The organism is Paraburkholderia sp., assembly GCF_028283785.1.
Lineage (GTDB): Bacteria > Pseudomonadota > Gammaproteobacteria > Burkholderiales > Burkholderiaceae > Paraburkholderia.
The window spans coordinates 692,948-711,233 of the sequence record NZ_JAPWKB010000019.1 but is presented as its reverse complement, the minus strand read 5'-3'; the positions used below and the strand labels follow the sequence as shown (position 1 = coordinate 711,233).

The 18,286-nt window shown below is 64.6% G+C and carries 16 protein-coding genes; 6 read left to right on the top strand and 10 right to left on the bottom strand.

Going from position 1 to position 18,286, the window contains the following annotated elements; all coding sequences use genetic code 11:
• Positions 1-2 precede the first annotated feature (2 nt).
• From PW947_RS25530 to PW947_RS25515, 4 genes are all read right to left on the bottom strand, one after another.
• Positions 3-464: a thioesterase family protein gene (locus PW947_RS25530; protein ID WP_299635165.1), complete on the bottom strand. Its 462-nt coding sequence runs from the start codon at positions 462-464 to the stop codon at positions 3-5.
• 11 nt (positions 465-475) lie between these two features.
• Positions 476-1,006, bottom strand: a complete 531-nt coding sequence (locus PW947_RS25525; protein ID WP_299635164.1) for an NUDIX domain-containing protein — start codon at positions 1,004-1,006, stop codon at positions 476-478.
• Between the two features lie 64 nt (positions 1,007-1,070).
• Entirely contained in the window at positions 1,071-2,102 is a 1,032-nt protein-coding gene (locus tag PW947_RS25520) for a low specificity L-threonine aldolase (RefSeq protein ID WP_299635163.1), read from the bottom strand.
• Positions 2,103-2,352: 250 nt separating this feature from the next.
• Entirely contained in the window at positions 2,353-3,672 is a 1,320-nt protein-coding gene (locus PW947_RS25515) for a YbfB/YjiJ family MFS transporter (RefSeq protein WP_299635162.1), read from the bottom strand.
• A 118-nt stretch (positions 3,673-3,790) separates the two neighbouring features.
• Between PW947_RS25515 and PW947_RS25510 the strand changes: the two genes are divergently transcribed.
• Entirely contained in the window at positions 3,791-4,726 is a 936-nt protein-coding gene (locus PW947_RS25510) for a LysR substrate-binding domain-containing protein (RefSeq protein WP_299635161.1), read from the top strand.
• A 138-nt stretch (positions 4,727-4,864) separates the two neighbouring features.
• Here the strand turns inward: PW947_RS25510 and alaS are convergent, their stop codons facing one another.
• The gene (gene alaS, locus PW947_RS25505) at positions 4,865-7,489 is read right to left on the bottom strand and encodes an alanine--tRNA ligase (RefSeq protein ID WP_299635160.1); all 2,625 of its coding nucleotides are present in this window, start codon (positions 7,487-7,489) and stop codon (positions 4,865-4,867) included.
• Positions 7,490-7,839: 350 nt separating this feature from the next.
• On the opposite strand from alaS, the gene PW947_RS25500 reads away from it, so the two are divergent.
• On the top strand, positions 7,840-9,060 hold the full coding sequence (locus PW947_RS25500) for a CaiB/BaiF CoA-transferase family protein (protein ID WP_299635159.1): 1,221 nt from the start codon (positions 7,840-7,842) through the stop codon (positions 9,058-9,060).
• Positions 9,061-9,125: 65 nt separating this feature from the next.
• Here the strand turns inward: PW947_RS25500 and PW947_RS25495 are convergent, their stop codons facing one another.
• Genes PW947_RS25495 through PW947_RS25485 form a run of 3 tightly spaced genes read right to left on the bottom strand, consistent with a single transcriptional unit; the run spans position 9,126 to position 11,917 of the window.
• On the bottom strand, positions 9,126-9,728 hold the full coding sequence (locus PW947_RS25495; RefSeq protein ID WP_299635158.1) for an alpha/beta hydrolase: 603 nt from the start codon (positions 9,726-9,728) through the stop codon (positions 9,126-9,128).
• Positions 9,725-11,587 carry a gamma-glutamyltransferase gene (gene ggt, locus PW947_RS25490; RefSeq protein ID WP_299635157.1) on the bottom strand — a complete coding sequence of 621 codons (1,863 nt, stop codon included), beginning with the start codon at positions 11,585-11,587 and terminating at the stop codon, positions 9,725-9,727. The genes PW947_RS25495 and ggt overlap by 4 nt, the downstream gene beginning before the upstream one ends.
• Positions 11,588-11,638: 51 nt before the next feature.
• The gene (locus PW947_RS25485) at positions 11,639-11,917 is read right to left on the bottom strand and encodes a YMGG-like glycine zipper-containing protein (RefSeq protein ID WP_299635156.1); all 279 of its coding nucleotides are present in this window, start codon (positions 11,915-11,917) and stop codon (positions 11,639-11,641) included.
• Positions 11,918-12,187: 270 nt separating this feature from the next.
• Between PW947_RS25485 and PW947_RS25480 the strand changes: the two genes are divergently transcribed.
• Together PW947_RS25480 and PW947_RS25475 are read left to right on the top strand one after the other, a co-directional pair.
• On the top strand, positions 12,188-13,897 hold the full coding sequence (locus PW947_RS25480) for a glutamine--tRNA ligase/YqeY domain fusion protein (RefSeq protein WP_299635155.1): 1,710 nt from the start codon (positions 12,188-12,190) through the stop codon (positions 13,895-13,897).
• 192 nt (positions 13,898-14,089) lie between these two features.
• Positions 14,090-15,067: a transporter substrate-binding domain-containing protein gene (locus tag PW947_RS25475; RefSeq protein ID WP_299635154.1), complete on the top strand. Its 978-nt coding sequence runs from the start codon at positions 14,090-14,092 to the stop codon at positions 15,065-15,067.
• Between the two features lie 3 nt (positions 15,068-15,070).
• On the opposite strand, the gene PW947_RS25470 is transcribed toward PW947_RS25475, so the two are convergent.
• A complete protein-coding gene (locus PW947_RS25470; RefSeq protein WP_299635153.1) occupies positions 15,071-15,535 on the bottom strand; it encodes an NUDIX hydrolase in 465 nt (154 codons plus the stop codon).
• Complete coding sequence (locus tag PW947_RS25465; RefSeq protein ID WP_299635152.1) at positions 15,532-15,921, bottom strand: RT0821/Lpp0805 family surface protein; 390 nt, start codon at positions 15,919-15,921, stop codon at positions 15,532-15,534. The genes PW947_RS25470 and PW947_RS25465 overlap by 4 nt, the downstream gene beginning before the upstream one ends.
• Positions 15,922-16,105: 184 nt before the next feature.
• Here PW947_RS25465 and PW947_RS25460 point away from each other — a divergent pair, with 184 nt between their 5' ends.
• Together PW947_RS25460 and PW947_RS25455 are read left to right on the top strand one after the other, a co-directional pair.
• The gene (locus PW947_RS25460) at positions 16,106-16,411 is read left to right on the top strand and encodes a hypothetical protein (protein WP_299635151.1); all 306 of its coding nucleotides are present in this window, start codon (positions 16,106-16,108) and stop codon (positions 16,409-16,411) included.
• Between the two features lie 243 nt (positions 16,412-16,654).
• Complete coding sequence (locus PW947_RS25455; RefSeq protein ID WP_299635150.1) at positions 16,655-18,265, top strand: acid phosphatase; 1,611 nt, start codon at positions 16,655-16,657, stop codon at positions 18,263-18,265.
• Positions 18,266-18,286: the final 21 nt, after the last annotated feature.

The window sequence follows — 18,286 nt, the reverse complement described above, 5'->3', positions numbered from 1 at the left end:
CGCTAGTCCGGTTGCACGAGCAACGGTTCGAGCGCGGCGCGCAACGGTGCGGGCAAGCTCACCGGACGACGCGATTCACGATCCACGTAGACATGCACGAAGTGACCTTGCGCGCACGCCTGCGCTTCGCCGTCGCGAAACAGCCCGACCTCGTAGCGCACGCTCGTCGCGCCGAGACGCGTGACGCGCAAACCGGCTTCGACACGATCCGGAAACGCAATCGACGCGAAGTAGTTGCACTGCGTTTCGACCACCAGTCCGATCGTCGCGCCGCGCTCGAAATCGAGCACGCCGCTGCGGATCAGATACTCGTTCACGACCGTGTCGAAATAGCTGTAGTAGACGACGTTGTTCACATGTCCGTACACGTCGTTGTCCATCCAGCGGGTGGGAATGGACAGAAAATGGCGGTACCCGTCGCGCGTTCCGGCAATCGGCTTGTTCGTGGTGGTCGGTGTATTCATCGGCCGCTCCGTCATTGTCCGGGACGTTCGACGAACTCGAACGGCAGGCCGCGCCGCCGCATCCATTCGCCCAGCGCCTGACCGGTTCCGGCACGCCACGGACGCAGCTTCGCCGGTTCGACCAGCCGGTATTCGAGTAACTCCGGCGACAACGCGATGGTGCCGTATGCCTTCACGTGATACGCAATGATCAGCTCGTTTTTACGGATGAATTCGTACACGCCGATCAGTTCGACCGTCTCCGTTTCGAGCGCGGTTTCCTCTCGGACCTCGCGCGCGATGCCCTCTTCCGGCGTCTCACCGTTTTCGAGGAAACCGGTGATCAGCGCGAACATCCCTTCCTGCCAGGCCGCGTTGCGCGCGAGCAGGATCTTGCCTTCGTATTCGACGATTGCCGCGACGACCGGCAGCGGATTGTTCCAGTGCACATAGCCGCACGTCGGGTCCGGACAGACCTGACGAACGCGCGCGCCTTCGTGTTCGGGATCGGTGCGTTCGGTCAACGGCGTCGCGCATCGGGGGCAAAAACGGTAATCGGTCATGTCGGGCTCGATAGTCTTATGGTGGTTCTGATCGCTTTTTACTGCGGTTTCAAGCCGCCTTGCACTACAAGGCACAGAGTTCGCGGACGTCGGCGGCGAAGCGTTCGACGGTTTCCGGCTGCGTGTCCCACGCGCACATCAGGCGGCAACCGCCCGCGCCGATGAACTCGTAAAATTTCCAGCCGCGTGCGCGCATTGCCTTCGAGACCACCGGCGGCAGCTGCGCGAACACCGCATTCGATTCGGACGGGAACATGATGCTGACGCCCGGAATTTCCGCGAGCCGCGCTTGCAGCAGTTGGGCCATCGCGTTCGCATGACGGGCATTGCGCAGCCAGACATCGTTGTCGAGCAGACCGAGCCACGGCGCGGAAATAAAGCGCATCTTCGATGCAAGCTGTCCAGCCTGTTTCAGGCGATACGCGAAGTCGTCGGCGAGCGTGCGGTCGAAAAACACCACGGCCTCGCCGACCGGCAAGCCGTTCTTGGTGCCGCCGAAGCACAGCACGTCGACCCCGGCGCGCCACGTGATTTCGGACGGATGCACGTCGAGCGCGGCGACGGCATTGGCGAAGCGCGCGCCGTCCATATGCACTTTCAGATGACGGCGTTTCGCAATCGCGGCAATCGCGCGGATTTCTTCGACGGTGTAGACGGTGCCCACTTCCGTCGATTGCGTCAGCGTCACGACTTTAGGCTTGGGATAGTGAATGTCGGCGCGACGCGTGATGACGGCTTCGATCGCGTCCGGTGTCAGTTTGCCGCCGACGCCTGGCGCGGTCAGCAGTTTCGAGCCGCCCGAGAAAAACTCGGGGCCGCCGCATTCGTCGGTTTCGATATGCGCGAGTTCATGGCAGATCACCGAGTGATACGACTGGCACAACGAGGCCAGCGCCAGCGAGTTGGCGGCCGTGCCGTTGAAGACGAAGAACACTTCGCAATCGGTCTGGAACAGGTCGCGGATACGGTCGCAAACCTGATTGGTCCAGGAGTCGTCGCCGTAAGCGGGTTCGTGGCCGCTGTTGTTGGCGGCGATCAGCGCATCGAGCGCTTCGGGGCAAATGCCTGCGTAGTTATCGGACGCGAAATGTTGCATATCGGGCGACGCACCCGGCGACGGGCGCAAGGGAAGGACCGGGAAGCGGTCATTTTAGTGCGACCCTTTGCGATGCGTGAGACTTCTGCACGCGACGCCGCGACCGATATGCATGCGTGGCGCGCATGCATGCGTCCGGCGCATGCGAGACGATGCGCGGACCATACCTCGATGCGCTGTGCGCATGGATCGCGCGAATCGCCGTCGCGAACCATGCGTTTGATGCATGCATGCGCTGCACGCATGCGAACTACCGGCACCCGCAATCGGGCGGCCCGTCCTGCCGACGTGGCATCTTCACCACCGCCATCAACCCGGCAGCCCCGACCATCAACGATCCTGCTGCAATCCACAACGCCGGTGAGAATGAACCGGTGTGCGCGGCGATCGGCGCCGCGACCAGCGGACCGGCAATCTGACCGATCCCGTATGCGGCGGTCGCATAGCCCATCAGACCGGCCGCGTGATCGCCTCGCAAGCGGCGCGCTTCGCGCATCGCAAACAGCGTAATCGCCGTGAACGGCAGGCCGGCGAGCACGCTGCCCATTGCGAAACCACCGGCGCTCGGCCAGATCATCCCGAGCGCGACGCCGACCGATTGCACCACGTAGCATCCGGCCAGCAGACTGCGGTTGTCCCAGTGCAACGGCAAACGCGCAGCGACCAGCGCGCCGACGATCAGCGCCGCGCCGAACATCGGCCAGAAGAGGTCGGGCCAGCTCGAACCCGGCAACGCGTGACGCGCGATCACCGGCAGGAAGGTGGCAGTAATGATGTAGCCGAAGCCGGGAATGCCGTAGAGCACGACAAGCCAGAACGCATCGGCGCGATGGGGATCGGCATGGGTTTGCGTCGGGGACGAAGTCGCGGGATGTGCCCGGGCCGTGGCGTTCGAAGACGCATTGAGCGCGCCGCTCACCGCCGCCGCGCGATCATCGACGAATACCGGCCAGACCAGCGCCGACAGCAACAGCGCAATCACGCCGAAGCCGATCCAGCCGGCGTTCGCACCCATGCCGCCCGCGACGCTCACCAGCAAACCGGTCGCGACGATACCGACGCCCGGCCCCGTATAGATCACCCCGCTCCACCCATGCGCGCCGAGCAACGCGAGCCGCCGCAATCCCCACTGCGAGGCGAACACGAACGTCCACGCGCTGACCGCGCCGCCGACGAAGCGGACCACGGCCCAGAACCAGAACGCCGACGTCACGCCCATCGACAGCGTCAACACAGTCGTGACGACGAGGCCGAGTCGCACCATCCGCGCGTGCGGGATGCGCAACGCCGCGCAGGTGACAGCGCCGACGAAATAACCGGCGTAGTTCGCCGAAGCCAGCCAGCCGCCGTGGCGAATGTCGATCATGCCGCCGTGCAGCATCAACGGCAGCAGCGGCGTGAACGCGAACCGGCCGATGCCGAGCGCAACCGCCAGCGCGATCGCGCAGCCGAGCGCGGCGCGGCGGGCGGCGCCGCGCTCGCTGTGCGGATGATCGTTCAGCGCGGAACTGGCGGCGGTCCGCGCGGCGTGCGTCGCCGACGTGTCGGCGGTATGGGGAAGGTCGGTCATCGGGCGTCGTCTTCTGCGCCCCGGTCGGGCGCGGTGGAATCGGTCATTTCATCTTAGCTTGACCTTTCGATCACGAAAAATGAATAATTTAGATCACATTCATCGCCCGGAGAGAATCATGGATCTCGCCGCCCTGACGATTTTTCGCGCGGTCGTCCGCGAAAACGGCGTCACGCGCGCTGCCGCGAAGCTCAACCGCGTTCAATCGAACGTGACGACGCGAATCAAGCAGCTCGAGGAACAACTCGGCACCGAACTGTTTATCCGCGACGGCCGGCGGCTCGTGCTGACGCCCGCAGGAGAAACGCTGCTGCCCTATGCCGAACGCCTGCTGGCACTCGCCGACGAAGCGCGCCACGCGGTCCGCGACGACCGGCCGCAAGGCCGTTTGCGGCTCGGCACGATGGAAAGCGTCGCGGCAAGCCGTCTGCCGGCGCTGCTCGCGCAGTATCACCAGGCGTGGCCGGACGTTGCGCTCGAATTGCGAACCGGCACGACCGGCCATCTGATCGATCTCGTGCGCGAGTACGAGGTGGACGCGGCGCTGGTCGCGACGCCGCTCGATGTGCGCTCGTCGTTGGGCGACATCTTCGAAAGCGTGCCGGTGTTTCGTGAAGAACTGGTGATGCTGACGCCGCGCGGGCATCGGCCGATCCGCGCGGCAGGCGATATCGCGCTGTCCACACTGATTGCGTTCGAGCAGGGTTGCGCGTACCGGACTTATGTCGAGAAGTGGTACATCGAGAACGGTTTGCGGCCGGCCCGCGTGCTGGAACTCGGCTCGTATCACGCGATCGTCGCGTGTGTCGCGGCGGGTGCGGGCGTGGCGGTGGCGCCGCGCTCGGTGCTCGGCCTGATGAACGAAACGCGTGAGGTCGCGGTTCATCCGCTCGACGATCTCGCGCCGATCGAGACCTTGCTGATCTGGCGTCGCGGGCATTTTTCGGCGGCGCTCAATGCGTTGCGTCGAGCGCTGGTCGAGAACGGGAATCTACAGCCGGAAACGGAAAAAACGGTGACCGACGATGTCGGCGTCAGTGCCGTGCCGGTCTAACGGGATATTCGGCTTCGATGCCGGGGCCGGTCGCAGCGCACAAAGCAAAAAAAGCCGTGAGTCCTGTCGGACTCACGGCTTTTTTATCAGCGCACGCGGATTGCCACGTGCGCCAGATCACCTGAAAACGCTACGCGCTCAAAGCTGCGCGGCCACCCAGCCTTGCACGCCTGCCAGCGCCGCCGGCAGGTTTGCCGGTTCGGTGCCGCCAGCCTGCGCCATGTCCGGACGACCGCCGCCCTTGCCGCCGACCTGCTGCGCGACGAAGTTCACGAGTTCGCCCGCCTTGACCTTCTTGCTTGCGTCCGGCGTCACACCCGCGATCAGGCTGACCTTGCCGCCGTCAACCGACGCCAGCACGATCGCCGCGCTCTTCAGCTTGTCTTTCAGCTTGTCGACCGTTTCGCGCAGCGTCTTCACGTCCGCACCTTCGAGCGTTGCGGCCAGCACCTGCACGCCGGATACGTCGATGGCCTGACCGGCGAGTTCGTCGCCCTGGCTCGACGCCATCTTCGACTTCAGCGCGCCCAGTTCTTTTTCCAGCGCCTTCACCTGATCCTGAACCTGGGTGATGCGCTGCGTGAGTTCCGACGGTTGCGCCTTCAGCACGGCAGCCGCCGCATTGATACGCGCATCCAGGTCTTGCACGAAACGCACGGCGTTGTCGCCGGTGATGGCTTCGACGCGGCGGATACCTGCCGCGACGCCGCCTTCCATCACGATCTTGAACAGACCGATATCGCCGGTGCGGTTCACGTGCGTACCGCCGCACAGCTCACGCGAGAAACCGAGGTCGAGCACGCGCACTTCGTCGCCGTACTTTTCACCGAACAGCGCCATTGCGCCGCCCTTCACCGCTTCGTCGTACGACATCACCTGTACGATGCCGGGCGCGTTCGCCAGCACTTCCGCGTTGACGATGGCTTCGACCTGACGGATCTGTTCGTCGGTCATCGGCGCGTTGTGCGCGAAGTCGAAACGGGTCTTGTCGGCGTCGACCAGCGAGCCCTTCTGCTGCACGTGCGAACCCAGCACTTCACGCAATGCCTTGTGCATCAGGTGGGTGGCCGAGTGATTGCGCGCGGTGCGGGCGCGGCGAATCGTGTCGATTTCCGCCTTCACGACGTCGCCTACCTTCAGCGAGCCCTGTTCGACCGTGCCGTGATGACCGACGACATCAGCCTGAACCTTCAGGGTATCGGCGACAGCAAAGCGCACGGCGGCGTTCGCGAGCAAGCCCTGATCGCCCGCCTGACCGCCCGATTCCGCGTAGAACGGCGTGTGATCGAGCACGACGACCGCCTGCTGGCCTTGCGCGGCCTGTTGCACCGACGCGCCGTCCACATACAGCGCAATGACCTTCGCGTCGTCGAACACGATGTTTTCGTAGCCGTGGAACGTGGTCTTCGCGCCCGAGTATTCGAGGCCCTGCGCCATCTTGAACTTGCCGGCCGCGCGCGCCTGGTCGCGCTGACGCGCCATGGCTTCGTCGAACGCGGCTTCGTCCACCGTCATTTCGCGTTCGCGGCAGACGTCGGCGGTCAGGTCGAGCGGGAAGCCGTACGTGTCGTGCAGCTTGAACGCCAGTTCGCCGTCGAGCGTCTTGCTGCCCTTCGCGTCCAGATCGGCCAGCGCGCCTTCGAGAATCGACATGCCGTGCTCGATCGTTTCGAAGAAGCGCTCTTCTTCCTGACGCAGCACGTCGGTCACGCGTTGTTCCGCTTCCTTCAGTTCCGGATACGCGTCGCCCATCTGCGCCACCAGATCCGCAACCATCCGGTTGAAGAACGAACCCTTGCGGCCGAGCTTGTAGCCGTGACGGATCGCGCGGCGCACGATACGGCGCAGCACGTAGCCGCGGCCTTCGTTGCCCGGAATCACGCCGTCGACGATCAGGAACGAGCACGCGCGGATGTGATCGGCGATCACCTTCAGCGAATTGTTGGTCAGATCTTCAACGCCGGTCTCGCGACCCGCTGCCTTGATCAGCGCCTGGAACAGGTCGATTTCGTAGTTGCTGTGAACGTGCTGGAGCACGGCCGCAATACGTTCGAGGCCCATGCCGGTGTCGACGCACTGCTTGGGCAGCGGCGTCATGTTGCCTTGCGCGTCGCGGCTGAACTGCATGAACACGAGATTCCAGATCTCGATGTAGCGGTCGCCGTCTTCGTCGGGCGATCCCGGCGGGCCGCCCCACACGTCCGGACCGTGGTCGTAGAAGATTTCCGAGCACGGACCGCACGGGCCGACGTCGGCCATCTGCCAGAAGTTGTCCGACGCGTAACGCGCGCCCTTGTTGTCGCCGATGCGGATGATGCGCTCGACCGGCACGCCGACTTCTTTCGCCCAGATGTCGTGCGCTTCGTCGTCTTCGTGATAGACGGTGACCCACAGTTTGTCTTTGGGCAGTTGATACACGCCCGTCAGCAGTTCCCACGCGTAGTGGATCGCGTCGCGCTTGAAATAGTCGCCGAACGAGAAGTTGCCCAGCATTTCGAAGAACGTGTGATGACGCGCGGTATAGCCGACGTTTTCGAGGTCGTTGTGCTTGCCGCCCGCGCGCACGCTGCGCTGCGAGGTCGTGGCGCGCGAATACGGACGCGATTCCGCGCCGAGGAACACATCTTTGAACTGCACCATTCCCGAATTGGTAAAGAGCAACGTCGGGTCGTTGCCGGGCACGAGGCTCGACGAACGGACGATCGTATGGCCCTTCGATTCGAAGAACTTGAGGAATTTCTCGCGGATTTCGGAGGCTTTCATGGCGTGCTGGGGACGTCCTGGCTATGTCCGGCGTCATCGACGGATGCGCCTGCTGACTGATTGATTCTGAACGCCCGATTATACGGGATCGGCGCGCCCGCGCGGCGGCCCGGGCAGCGGCGCCGGCCATCCGGCCAGGGCCGATGCGCGCCGGCCAGGTCCGGGCACCCCGTTCCGGCCCGCGCGACGACGCAAAACATCTGGACCAGCGCCGTCGATCCTATGCCGTCCGGCCGACTGCGCCGGCCTGCGGGAATCGCTTAAGATGCCAGCCATCGATGCCGCTTTGCGCGCTCACCGGTGCGCGGTCCGGCACGCTTGCCACAGCACATAGGAGACAGCAGAACAATATGGGCGCTCTCAGTCATATCCGTGTACTCGACCTCACCCGCGTGCTCGCCGGTCCGTGGTGCGCGCAGACGCTCGCCGATTTCGGCGCGGACGTCATCAAGATCGAACGGCCTGAAGTGGGCGACGACACACGCCATTGGGGGCCGCCGTATCTGAAGACGCCGGACGGCGACGATACCCGCGAGGCCGCGTATTACCTTGCGGCGAACCGCAACAAGCGCTCGGTCACGGTGGATATCGGCACGCCGGAAGGTCAGCGGATCGTGCGCGAACTGGCCGCGCAAAGCGACGTGGTGCTGGAAAACTACAAGGTCGGGCAACTGCAGAAGTACGGGCTGGATTACGCGTCGCTGAAGGCGCTCAAACCGGACCTGATCTACTGCTCGGTGACGGGCTTCGGGCAAACCGGGCCGTATGCGCAGCGCGCGGGCTACGACTTCATCGTGCAGGGAATCGGCGGCTTCATGAGCATCACGGGCGAGCGCGACGGTCAGCCGGGCGGCGGCCCGCAAAAGGCCGGCGTGGCGATCGCGGACCTGATGACGGGCATGTATTCGACGGTCGCCGTGCTGACCGCGCTCACGCATCGCGACCGCACCGGCGAAGGCCAGTACATCGACATGGCGCTGCTCGACGTGCAGGTCGCGATGCTGGCCAACATGAACTCGAACTACCTCGCCAGCGACACGCCGCCGGTGCGCTGGGGAAATGCGCATCCGAACATCGTTCCGTATCAGACCTTCCAGACCAGCGACGGCTGGATCATCGTCGCGGTGGGCAACGACCTTCAGTTCCGCAAGTTCGTCGAAGCGGGACACTGCCCGGAACTGGCCGACGACGCGCGTTTCGCGACCAATCCGGCGCGCGTGCGCAACCGTGACGTGCTGGTGCCGATCCTCGCCGGAATGGTCCGGCAGCAGGGCAAACAGGCGTGGATCGCCACGCTGGAGGCAGCGGGCGTGCCGTGCGGGCCGATCAACGATCTGGGCGAAGTGTTCGAGAACGAGCAGGTGATCGCGCGCGGTCTGCGGGTGGATTTGCCGCATCCGTCGGGCGGGACGGTCAAGCTGGTGCGCAATCCCGTCAACATGAGCGTCACGCCGCCGCAAGCGGCGACGCATCCGCCCACGCTCGGCGAGCATACGGACGCGGTCTTGCGCGATGTGCTGGGCTACGACGACGCGCGGATCGCGGCGTTGCGCGACGGATCGGTGATCTAGGCGGCGGGATCACGGGACGGCGCGAGCCCGTCGTCCGTCGTCCGTCGTCCACCACGTGTCACGGTTCAAGCGCCGCGCGCTTGCGCCAGCGAAACCAGCAGGCTCTGCCCTTCTTCCCAGTCTGCGAGGCCGCTTTCCCCGTTGATATGGCCGCGCGCTCCGACATCGACGCGCCGGCTGCCCCATGCGTCGGCACAGCGTTCCGAGAACGCGACGCCGCCGTACGCATCGTTGGTGCTGCCCACCACGATCGACGCAAACGGCAGACGCGACATCGGCACGGGCTCGAAACCCGACGCGTCGGCGGGAAACGCGCCGCCGTCGGGGTCCGGCAACGCCACCAGCAACGCGCCGGCCACCCTCGCGCGCTGCGCATCGCTTGCATACTGCGCGGCCCAGAACACGACCGTCAGACAACCGAGGCTATGCGCCGCGAACAGCACCGGACGCGTCGGCGCGCACGCGGCGACCGCGGCGTCCAGCGTTCGACACCATGCGTCGCGGTCGGGATGCATCCAGTCGGGCATCTGTACCCGCGTGAAGGCCGGATTCAGCGCTTCCCAACGCGTCTGCCAGTGAGGTTCGTCCGAATCCTCGTAACCGGGCAGCACCAGAACCGTGTGTGTATCCGTCAGCGCGCCAATTCGCGAACGGCCGGGCACGCTCACGGCATCACCCGCGCCACGCCCACGCCGCGCGGATCGGCGGCCGGTTGCGCGGTCGTGCCTTCGACGCGAATCAGTTGCACGTCGCCATTGAACGACTGACCCTCGATCGTGTACCCGAGCGCTTGCAACTGCTGCGCCAGTTCACCGCCGATCGGCATATACGGTTCGTAGTAGATCGTTTTTTGCGGCAACAACTGATGGTGGAAGCGCATCGCGGCGAGCGCGTCGGCGGGCGTCATGTTGAAGTCGGACAGGTTCGTCATCACCTGAAAGATCGACGTGAAGATGCGCGAGCCGCCCGGCGTGCCGATCACCATCGAAACCTTGCCGTCCTTCAGCACGATCGTCGGGGTCATCGACGACGCCGGCCTGCGGCCCGGCGCGACCGTGTTGACGTCGTTGGCGGTCGCGCCGGGCGGGTTCGCATCGCCCGGCTTCGTAACGAAGTCGTCCATCGCGTCGTTCAGCAGAAAGCCCGCGCCGTCGACCACTACGCCCGAGCCGAACGACCCGTTCAGCGTGTACGTGTTCGACACCGCGTTGCCCCATTTATCGACCACCGAGAAATGCGTGGTCTGCGCTTTTTCCGGCATCGACTCGCCAAGACCGGGTTTGACCGGCGTTGCGCCCGGCACTTCGTCGGCCTTGACCTCGGCGGCACGCTGCGCGAGATACGCATCGTCGATCAGCTTGTCGACAGGAATCTTGTATGCGTCGGGATCGCCCAGATACTGCTGACGGTCGGCGAACACGCGGTCTTCGATCTGCGCAATCAGGTGGATATACGGCGCGGAATTCAGCGCAAGACCGTCGAACACAGGCTTCAGATCGGCCTTCATCTTCAGCATCTGGATCAGCCCGACGCCGCCCGAACCCGGCGGCGGCGCCGTGACGACCTGATAGCCGTTCCAGTTCGCCGTCACGGGCTGACGCCACACGGCCTTGTACTGGCCCAGATCGCCCTTCGTGATCAGGCCGTGACCGTACATCTGCTGCGCGATCAGGTCTGCCGTGCGCCCTTCGTAGAATTCGCGGCCGCCGTCGCTCGCGATCCGGCTCAGCGTCTGCGCCAGCTCAGGTTGGCGGAACGTCGCGCCGACCTTCAGATTCGAAAAATACGCGCCGAAATTGGTCTTGCCAGAGAAACTCGGCGCGGCGTCGTCCCGGCGCTTTTGCAGCCAGGATTCGACCACGAAGCCGTCGTTCGCGTACTTGATCGCGGGCGCCAGCACCTGCTTCCATTTCAGTTTGCCGAACCGCTTTTGCGCTTCCCACATGCCATCGACGGTGCCCGGCACGCCCACCGCGCGATGTCCGACGAGACTCATGCCGGCGATCAGGTTGCCCTTGCCGTCGAGGTACATCTCGCGGGTCGCCTGCTGCGGCGCGCGTTCGCGGTAGTCGAGAAAATACGGTTTGCCGTCGATATACAGCGTCATGAAGCCGCCGCCACCGATGTTCCCGGCGTCCGGATACGTCACCGCGAGCGAAAACGCGATCGCCACGGCCGCATCGACGGCGTTGCCGCCCGCCGCGAAAATCTGCTGCGCGGTGTCGGCGGCGTAACGATCGGGCACCGCCACCGCCGAGCCGTCGAGCACCGGTTTCGGCGCGCTCGTCTTCGCGATGGCCGGAGCTGCGGGCAGCACGCTCGCCGACAGTATCGCGGCAACCGCCAGCGTGGCGGCCAGCGGACGATTCAGCCGCGCGAAACCTGCGCGCCCGGCCGGCGCGGCACAAACGTCAGACGTGGACGACCCGACCGAAGCGGCTGAAGTCGCCTCGGCGGCGGAACCGGCCGAAGCATTCTGAACGGTGAAAGCGGCGCAAAACGGCGCGTCGGACGAGGTGTCGGCCATCGGATGGCACTCCGGAGGTTTAAGGGCTGAATCTTGCCGAACGGCGGGGGTTCACGCAAGGCAACGGACAACGGCGCACGACGGCGCGCGACGGCACATGCCGTCGCCGCAAGCCCAATGCCCCGCGCCGATCAGGCCGCCGGCCGCGGCGCCGACGATCGTCCCGACCGGGCCGCCCGTCAGCACATAGCCGATCGCGCCGCCCGCGCCCGCGCCGATCGCCGCGTGTTTTTGCGAGCGCGACAGCGATCCGCACGCGCCGAGGCTGACGCAAAGCGCCGCGAGCGCGACCACCCTGGAGAAACGGCTCACAGCCTTGATATCGAACATGACAATGCCCTGAATGAGTTGTTGTGCGTTGTTGGCTCATCGGCCGCCGGAATGCGGCGGCGCAGCACCGTGCCGGTCGGATCGTACCGTCGGCGCACAAGCGCGAACAAAGCGATTTACCTCCCGTTACAGCGTGCAACAGAGCGGGCACCGCGAATCCGTTGGGTCCGCGCCGCACTCGGTCCACGCCGCCGTTGCACGTCGGGTAGAATTGACAGACAAACGGGCTATCGGGGCAACCCCCGCCCTCTACGGACTTTTCCATCTCGCATGAATACCGAACGCAACGACGCGCCTGCGGCATCCAATTTCATCCGCAATATCATCGACGAAGACAACCGCTCCGGTAAGTGGACGCAGCGCGTGGAAACGCGCTTTCCGCCCGAGCCGAACGGCTATCTGCATATCGGCCACGCGAAAAGCATCTGCCTGAATTTCGGCGTCGCGCGCAGCTACGGCGGCGTGTGCCATTTGCGCTTCGACGATACGAATCCGGAAAAGGAAAGCGTCGAGTACGTCGATTCGATCATCGACTCGGTTCGCTGGCTCGGTTTCGAGTGGGAAAAAGACGGCAAGGAACAGCTCTATTACGCGAGCGACTATTACGACAAGCTGTACGAATTCGCGGAGCTGCTGATCACGCGCGGCAAGGCTTATGTCGATAGCCAGTCGGCCGAGGAAATGCGCGCGAACCGCGGTTCGGCCACCGAAGTCGGTACGCCGTCGCCGTTCCGCGAACGCAGCGTCGAAGAAAACCTCGACCTGTTCCGCCGCATGAAAGCCGGCGCGTTCAAGGAAGGCGAGCACGTGCTGCGCGCGAAGATCGACATGTCGTCGCCGAACTTCAACATGCGCGACCCGGTCATCTACCGCATCCGTTTCGCGCATCACTACCGCACCGGCGACACATGGTGCGTGTATCCGATGTACGACTACACGCATTGCATCTCGGACGCGCTGGAAAACATCACGCACTCGCTGTGCACGCTGGAGTTCGAAGATCACCGTCCGCTGTACGACTGGATCCTGAACGAACTCGCCGAAGCGGGCATCTTCACGCGTCCGTTGCCGCAACAGATCGAATTTTCGCGGCTGAACCTGACGTATGCGATCACCAGCAAGCGCAAGCTGCTGCAACTCGTCACCGAAGGTCACGTCGACGGCTGGGACGATCCGCGGATGCCGACCATCGTCGGCGTACGCCGTCGCGGTTTCACGCCGGAAAGCATCCAGCTGTTCTGCGAACGCATCGGCATCACGAAGGTCGATTCATGGATCGACATGAGCGTGTTCGAAGGCGCGTTGCGCGACGACCTCGACGCGAAAGCGCCGCGTACCGTCGCCGTGCTCGATCCGCTGAAGCTGATCATCGACAACTATCCGGAAGGCACGAGCGAAGAATGCAGCGCGCCGGTCCATCCGCATCATCCGGAACGCGGCACGCGCACGTTCCCGATTTCGCGCGAACTGTGGATCGAACGGGAAGACTTCAACGAAACGCCGCCGAAGGGTTATTTCCGTCTGTTCCCGGGCAACAAGGTACGTCTGCGTTACGGCTTCGTGATCGAATGCACGGGCGCGGACAAGGACGAGAACGGCAACGTGACGGCCGTCCATTGCACGTACTTCCCGGATAGCAAGTCGGGCACCGAAGGCGCGAACAACTACAAGGTCAAGGGCAACATTCACTGGGTCAGCGCAGCGACCGCGGTGCCGGCCGAAGTGCGCATCTACGACCGCCTGTTCAAGGAAGCGCAACCCGACGCGGGCGGACGCGACTATCTCGACGCGCTGAATCCGAATTCGAAGCGCATCGTCAACGCGTATCTGGAACCGGGCGCGAGCGATGCGTTGCCGGAAGAGCGCTACCAGTTCGAGCGTCACGGCTACTTCGTCGCGGATCGCGTCGATTCGAAGCCGGGCAAACCGGTGTTCAACCGCATCGTCAGCCTGCGCGACAGCTGGGGCAAACCGGCCTGAAGCCGAGGTCGGGGCTGAGGCGATCGGGGGCAAGCGGGCTTCGGCCTGCCGGGCTTCGGTGAGCTCGGCTCTTATCGAACGTTGCATGCGGCTCGACCGCTGAAACCGCGCCATCGACTCCGATGGCGCGTCGCTTGCTCCCTCCCGTCAGGCACGCGTTCCGGCAACGGCTGCCACGCGCGCCCAGGAGCCATGATGAATGCAGCCCGTCGCACCTCAGACCCGCGCGCACCGCTGTCGGCGCTATCGCGATACGTGCGGCGTTTATCGACCCGCAGTACATCCTTCGCACTGATCGCACTCGTCGCGGCGTCGATCGCCCTTTGCGGCCCCGTGTTCGCCGACGATCAGGCCAGCACGCTCAAACGCATTCACGACGACAACGCCATTTCGCTCGGCGTGCGTGAAGCATCGGTGCCTTTTTCCTATTTCGACGGCGAGAAGACGGTCGGTTATTCGCAGGCCATCGCGCTGAAGATCGTCGATGAAATCCGGAAAACGCTCGACCGGCCCGATCTGACCGTCAACGAAGTGCCGATCACGTCGTCCACGCGCATTCCGATGCTGCTGAACAACCAGATCGATCTGGAATGCAGCTCCACCACGCACACGCGCGAACGCGAAGCGCAGGTGGCGTTTTCGCATAGCTTCTTCGTGTATCCGGTGCGCATGCTGGTGCGCCGGAACAGCGGTATCGCCGATTTCAACGACCTCACCGGCAAGACCATCGTGACGACAGCGGGCACGTCGGTCGAGCGGGTCGTGCGTCGGCTGGACAGCGACCGGCATCTGAACATGCGGATCATCAGCGCGCCCGATCATCCGCAGGCGCTCGCGGCGGTGCGCGACGGTCGCGCGGTGGCGTTCCTGATGGACGAGCCGATTTTGACCGGCATGCGCGCAACCCAGCCGCATCCCGCCGACTTTGTCGTGACGGGCACGCCGCTGATGAGCGAATCGTATGCGTGCATGTTCCGTAAAGGCGACGCGCCGCTGCGCGCGCTGGTGAACCGGGTGATCGACCGGATGCAGGTATCCGGCGACGCCGAACGGCTGTACGACACGTGGTTCACGCAGCCCATTCCACCGCACGGGATCAATCTGGACACGCCGCTGTCGCCGCAGATGCGGGCCTTGTTCGCGCATCCGAACGACGTGCCGCTGGACTAGCGCTTACGCGTCGCCGCTTCGGAGCGTGCGATGCAAGTCCGCGAGCGACAACGACGTCTCGAACAGCCGCGCGAGACTGCGGCTCGCGTAGCGGTCGATTTCGTCGAGCGGGGTCCAGCGATACGCGTCCATTTCCGGAATCATCGTGCCGTCTGACCGACGCGGAAACAGCGACGTGCACGTGCAGGCCGACAGATCGAGTTCATCCGCCGCCGCGCGCGCCGCGAACAGATGCAGATCCTTGTCGCGCCGGTAGACGAACAGGCCGAGATCGGTCAGCCGCGCGGGCGCGACCACGATGCCGGTTTCTTCGACCATCTCGCGCAAGGCCGTGACATGCGCGGCCTCGCCTTCTTCGCCGTGCCCTTTAGGAATGTCCCAGTGCGATGTTTCCGTGGCGTGCGCGAGCAGCACGCGCCCCGCCGGATCGAGAAACACCACACCGCACGAAACGATGCGCCCGCTCAAGGCTTTTTCTGGAGCGCCCACGCGCCGCTGCCCTGCTTGCAGAACTTCGGATGCAGCGTCATGGACTGGCCCTTCGCGTTCAGCACGACCGTCGTATCGCGGCAGGTTCGCGCGTCGTCTTTGGCGGTGCCGGCGAGCGTGACGGTCGCGTCGATTTTCACGCTGTTACGCGTGTCCGCGTTGTCCCAGCTCACCGATTCGCCGTCCTGTTTGGAGTCGAGCGCGGCGAACACTGCTTTTTTGATCGAATCGACGTCGCGCTGTTTCATGTAGCTGATCGGCGTGTCGTTCAGAAAGCCGAGGTTCGCAGCCTGCGCGCCGGCCATGCCGGCAAGCAGCGCGCCACCGACGGTCAGATGTAACAGCACACGGTTTCGCATCGACATAAATCGTTCTCCTCGGAAAGACGGTGGGCCGCCGTCACGCATCGTGGCGCGGGGCGTCGTACGGTTCATGATCTGGACCTGAAAAGGATAGCATGCGTGCCGCGCGACCCATCGCCCGGACGACCGGACACCCTGTTCCCGTACGCGACCGCACGTCGCGGCGACGTGTTTTAGGACCGCTCTCATGTCCGTCGACGCGGCCGATCCTTACGATACAACGGTCTTCATTCGAGGCGCATCGCGCCGCAACTGGCCGCCCATCATGGATTATTCGTTCGCGCTTCAGGTTTTCGCCGTGTTGTTGTCGCTGATTTCGCTGGCGCTGGTGCCGCTGACGCTGCCCATGCGCGCGACGTCCCTCGACGCCATCGTGTCGATCGACGCATTGCCGCGCGCGCGCTGGCCCGCTCTACTGACCCGCGCGGGAACGGTCGGGCTGCTGGCGTCGTTCGTCGCGCTGCTCGGCGGTTGTTATCTGCTGCTGCGCTGACCGGCACGCGTCGCCAATCCGCGCGACGCATTCCCTGCGTCGTTCTCCGCATCCCCTCGCATTCCCCGCATTCCTGGCATTCCCCCGGCGTCATCCACGCCATTCGCAGCACCGCCGTCCCCGCATTGCCTTCCCCTACATCTTTGTGTCAAATTGCGCTGCGATACTGCGCGTTTGCGCGCGTGACGCTGTCCGCTCCGGTCGCGCTTCCTGTGCGCTTCATCCGAATACGAGAACAAGACCATGAACGTATCCCCGATCCGCCTGAGTGGCACCGCGCTGGCCGTTGCCGCCGCGCTTGCGTCGGTCGTCGCCGTGACGGCCTGTAGCGGCCCCGGCACGCATGCCGACAACACAGCGGCAGCGAATCTGAACGATATCCAGAATATCGTCGTGATCTACGCGGAGAACCGCAGCTTCGACAATCTGTATGGCAATTTCCCGGGCGCGAACGGCCTGTCGAACGTATCGGCGGCGAACACGCGCCAGTTGGACCGCGACGGCCGCCCGCTGACGTCACTGCCGGCCATCTGGAACGGCCTCACCGCGACCGGCGTCACGCCCGCGATCACGCAGGCAATGACCACCGACCTGCCGAACGCCAGCTTCGCAATCGACGCCCACGACGGCTTCAACACGCCGGTCACCGCGACCACGCGCGATCTGTGGCACCGTTTCTACGAAAACCAGATGCAGATCGACGGCGGCCGCAACGACAAGTTCGCCGCGTGGGCCGATTCCGGCGGTCTCGTGATGGGCCATTACGCGCTGAATGCCGACTCATTGCCGCTGTGGAAAGTCGCGCAGCAATACACGCTGGCGGACAACTTCTTCATGGGCGCGTTCGGCGGCTCGTTCCTGAATCACCAGTGGCTGATCTGCGCATGCACGCCGCTCTATCCGAACGCGGACAAAAGTCCGGCGGCCAGCTCGGTCTCGGCCGTCGAGTCGGACGGCGTGACGCTGAAGGTCGCGGCGAACTCGCCCGCTTCGGCGTTGAACGGACCGCCCAAATTCGTCAACTCGGGCAATCTGACGCCGGATTTCTACGCAATCAACACGATGCAGCCGCCGTATCAGCCGAGCGCCAACAAGCCGGCCGCAGGCGGCGATGCGCGTTTCGCCGATCCGACCGTCGCGACGACGCTGCCGCCGCAGACGCAGACGACCATCGGCGACCTGCTGAACGGCGCGAAGGTATCATGGGCATGGTACGGAGGCGCGTGGGGCCAGGCGCTGGCGGCGGCCGAAGGCGGCCAGAAAGGCGTGATCTACAGCGCCCCGCTGACCGCGCCGAATTTCCAGACCCACCATCAGCCGTTCAACTACTTCGCCGATCTCGCGCCGGGCACGGCGAATCGCGCCGCGCATCTGCGTGACGGCGGGCCGGACGGCGCGGGCTTTATCGCCGCGATCGACTCCGGCACGCTGCCTCAGGTCGCCTTCTACAAGCCGCAGGGCAACCTGAACGAGCACGCGGGCTATACGGACGTCGCGTCCGGCGACCGCCATATCGCCGATCTGATCGCGCATCTGCAAAAGAGTCCGCAGTGGGCGCATATGGTCGTGATCGTCACTTACGACGAAAACGGCGGATTCTGGGATCACGTGTCGCCGCCGAAGGCCGATCGCTGGGGTCCGGGCACGCGGATTCCGACGCTGATCGTGTCGCCGTTCGCGAAGCGCGGCTATGTCGATCACACGCAATACGATACGACCTCGATTCTCCAGCTAATCTCGCGACGCTTCGATCTTCCGGCGCTGGCCGGCGTCGAGGCGCGTAACGCGGCGCTGGTGAAAAACGGCGGAAAGCCGATGGGCGATCTGACCGCAGCGCTGAACGTCGCGCTTTAAAGCCGCCGTTATATCGAGCAA